The organism is Pseudoalteromonas sp. BSi20439 (assembly GCF_000241165.1).
In the GTDB taxonomy this organism is placed as follows: domain Bacteria; phylum Pseudomonadota; class Gammaproteobacteria; order Enterobacterales; family Alteromonadaceae; genus Pseudoalteromonas.
Map to the genome: position 1 here is coordinate 1 of NZ_BADW01000152.1, position 1,198 is coordinate 1,198.

Here is a 1,198-nt window from a genome sequence, read left to right on the forward strand (position 1 = left end):
GCTTTACCACGGACGATGAGCGTCAATTACACCGAGCATTATCTAACGGTGTCACGTACGAGTACTATTTCATTGAAACGTGTTACCTATAGCGTCCCGTCACGCCTTGTTGGTAGCCGATTACTTGTTCGTTTATATGACAACCGTTTAGAGCTGCGCTATGGCAGCGATTTAGTTCAAACGTTAGCGCGTGTCTATGCCTCTAAAGGGTGCCGTGCACGTAATATTAGTTACTTGCATGTTATTGACGCACTGGTTAAAAAACCATTGGCATTTCGCTACTCACAACTACGTGACGACTTACTCCCAAGCGACAATTACAAAGCTATTTGGGAATACGTTAATACTCATCTTTTAGCGGATGAAGCGAGCTATTACATGGTAAAACTGCTCCATTTAGCAAAACAAAGTGGGTGTGAACGTCAATTAGGACGATTTGTAGCAGTGTCAATTACTCAGCGACAATTACCGGCCATCCGAGAATGTGAAGCGCAATTTTTAGTGATTGCATCAAACATACCCACAATAACAATAAAGCAACACAGCTTGAGCGCTTATAGCAGCATGATACCGGGAGGTCTACATGGATAACTTCACGGCCTCGTTACCTTTAATGCTGAAACAATTAAAGCTTAGCACCATGCTTCAACAGTGGAATACCCTGGGAAAAAAAGCGATGGAAGAACAATGGAGCCCGCAGCAATACTTGTCTGAGCTGTGCCATGTTGAACTTGCGACACGCGATGACAAACGCCTTCAGCGGCTTTTAAAAGATGCAAAATTGCCAATGGGTAAACACCTTAGCAGCTTCGACTTTACCCTTGTTGATGGGGTTAGTAAGCCCCTTGTTGCTGATTTAATAAATCAGCCGGATTGGTTGAAGCACGGTGGCAATATATTGTTATTTGGCGCCAGTGGTCTTGGTAAAACGCATATCGCCAGTAGCATCGGTTATGGCCTTATCGAGCAGGGCCATAAAGTTAAGTTCGTTGCCGCGTCAGCGATTGTTCAACAACTCCAGCAAGCAAAGCGACATTTACGCTTGCAAGACGAACTTGTAAAGCTCGATAAATACAGCTTATTAATCGTTGATGACGTTGGTTACGTTCGAAAAACTGAACAGGAAACGAGCGTGCTGTTTGAATTGATAGCCCATCGCTATGAGCGACACAGCATGATCATCACATCAAACAAATCA

General features: G+C 44.0%; 1 protein-coding gene and 1 pseudogene. Both read left to right on the forward strand.

Annotation, left to right across the window (positions count from 1 at the left end):
- A pseudogene (locus P20439_RS12535) lies at positions 1-591 on the forward strand (IS21 family transposase); the annotation flags it as partial.
- Positions 584-1,198 (forward strand): IS21-like element helper ATPase IstB (istB, locus tag P20439_RS12540; protein ID WP_036933973.1); only part of this gene is annotated, 615 nt, incomplete at its 3' end. The pseudogene P20439_RS12535 and the gene istB, both read left to right, overlap by 8 nt.